The following is a 2,356-nucleotide window of genomic DNA, read 5'->3' as shown; positions in this document are numbered from 1 at the left end:
GCCGCAGCCAAGACAGAAGTTGAAAATGCGATCGCCACACTCAAACATGCTCAAACCGAGTTGGCGGGTGCTTACATCAAAGCACCGATGGCGGGACAAATCATCAAAATTCATACGCGAGTCGGAGAAAAAATTAGTGCTTCTGGCATTGCAGACTTAGCGCAAACAAACCAGATGATGGCAGTAGCAGAAGTTTATCAAACCGACATCGGTAAAGTGAAACTGGGACAACAGGCAGTGATTAGCAGTCAGGCGTTTGTCGGTGAACTGCGAGGAACCATTGCCCAAATTGGTTTGCAGGTGAATAGACAAAACGTTTTCAGCAACCAGCCAGGAGAGAACCTTGATAGCCGAGTAGTTGAGGTGAAAATTCGCCTCAATCCTGAAGACAGCAAACGAGTTGCAGGTTTCACTAACTTACAGGTACAGACAGCAATTGAAATATAGAGCTGTTCGCTATCTCGTGTATTCCATCATTTTTTATAAGGTGAATTCAATCATGCTTAAAGTCATATACCTTTTGCTTTGTGTACTTGGCTCCGTTCTACCTTACTCCCAGTTTGTTCCGTTTTTACTAGAGCATGGTCTTGATATAAAGCTGTTTTTTGAACAACTTTTTGCCAACAAAATTTCTGGTTTTTTTGGCATGGATGTTATTGTTTCATCCCTAGTCTTGTGGACATTCGTATTTTGGGAAGGAACACGTCTGAAAATGCAAAATCTCTGGGTTTATATTGCCTGTAGTGTTTTAGTTGGTGTTTCTTTAGGTCTTCCCTTATTTCTTTTCATGCGAGAGCGCCAGCTTGAACAGCAAGCTGAAACACTGGGTTATTAAAGGGGTTTTTAAATATGTTTTCTAAACTATTTCGCAAAACGCCGCTAGCATGGCGGCAGTTAATGAAAGAAAAAACCCGTCTGGCTGTTGCAGTCGCAGGTATTGCCTTTGCCGATATACTGATGTTTATCCAGTTGGGGTTTGAAAGTGCGCTTTTTGATGCTGCTGTGAAACCTCATCGCAATTTACAAGCAGATTTGGTTTTAATTAGTCCCCAATTTCAAACTTTGTTTTCTGTAAAAAACTTTTCCAGAGAGCGACTATATCAAACATTAGGTTATGAAGGTGTTCAGTCAGTTAATTCTGTCTACATCAGTACTGGACAGTGGCGGAATCCTGAAACACGTCTTGAGCGTGCCATTTTAGTTTGGGGTGTTGATCCGGCACAATCACCATTCAAATCGCCCGAAATTAAACAAAATCAGGATCACCTTAAACAGTTGTATCAAGTTCTGTTTGACCAGGCAGGTCGTCCAGAATACGGTGCAGTTGCCGATATTTTTAAGAATACAGGCAAATTTGACACGGAACTGAATAGTAAAGCCGTCTTTGTTAAGGGCTTGTTTACTGATGGTGCTTCCTTTGCTGCCGATGGTAATGTGATCACCAGTGACTCTACTTTTCTCCAGCTATTTCCACAGCGTAAACCCGATCGCATCGAAGTTGGATTGATTACGCTTAAACCAGATGCTAATACAGAAAAAGTGCGATCGCAACTTGTCAATGGACTACCTAAAGATGTCAGAGTCTTGACTCCAGAAGAGTTTGCCAAAGTGGAGAGAACTTACTGGGAAGCTGGTACTGGCATTGGTTTTATTTTCGGTTTGGGTACAGCAGTCGGGTTTATTGTTGGCATCGTGATTGTCTACCAAATCCTTTACTCGGATGTTTCTGACCACTTGCCAGAATATGCCACCCTCAAAGCAATGGGATACACCGATAATTATCTCTTAGGAGTTCTAATTCAGGAAGCGTTGTTGTTGGCTATCTTAGGTTTTCTGCCTGGATTCATCCTTTCTTTTGGATTGTATCAAGTTACCTACGCTGCAACGATGCTTCCTATTTTCATGAAAATGGAACGGGCGATCCAGGTTTGGATTTTGACCGTGATCATGTGTAGTGTTTCTGGGGCGATCGCAATGCGGAAGTTACGATCTGCTGATCCTGCCGATGTTTTTTAGACGCGATTCATCGCGTCTCTACAAGAATTATTCCCCCATACCCAATGCTTTATAAAATCCTATGTTGCAAAAATCTCTACCAGAAAATTCCAACTCAACACTTTCTGTTTTAGAATCTGTGATTTCTATTAGTAATCTTAACCACTATTTTGGTGAAGGTGGGCTTCGCAAACAAGTCTTATTCGACATTAATTTGGAGATTACTGCTGGTGAAATCGTTATCATGACTGGCCCCTCTGGATCGGGGAAAACCACCTTGTTAACTCTAATGGGTGGATTGCGTTCTGCTCAAGAAGGTAGTCTCAAAATCTTAGGGGAGGAAATTCGTGGCGCTAAAAAG

The 2,356-nt window shown here is 42.1% G+C and carries 3 protein-coding genes and 1 pseudogene; all 4 read left to right on the top strand.

Annotated features, from left to right (window positions below):
• Positions 1–447 (top strand): annotated as a pseudogene (locus tag VE944_RS24175) (efflux RND transporter periplasmic adaptor subunit); the annotation flags it as partial.
• 52 nt (positions 448–499) lie between these two features.
• Positions 500–835 carry a DUF2834 domain-containing protein gene (locus VE944_RS24170; protein ID WP_324983039.1) on the top strand — a complete coding sequence of 112 codons (336 nt, stop codon included), beginning with the start codon at positions 500–502 and terminating at the stop codon, positions 833–835.
• A 14-nt stretch (positions 836–849) separates the two neighbouring features.
• Positions 850–2,016, top strand: coding sequence for an ABC transporter permease DevC (gene devC, locus VE944_RS24165; RefSeq protein ID WP_324983036.1), 1,167 nt, complete (start codon positions 850–852; stop codon positions 2,014–2,016).
• 61 nt (positions 2,017–2,077) lie between these two features.
• Positions 2,078–2,356 (top strand): ATP-binding cassette domain-containing protein (locus VE944_RS24160; protein ID WP_324983034.1); only part of this gene is annotated, 279 nt, incomplete at its 3' end.

It is taken from the genome of Nostoc sp. (assembly GCF_035638895.1).
Lineage (GTDB): Bacteria > Cyanobacteriota > Cyanobacteriia > Cyanobacteriales > Nostocaceae > Nostoc.
Note: the sequence above shows the minus strand (reverse complement) of the source record. Positions and strands in the feature narration are given on the sequence as shown.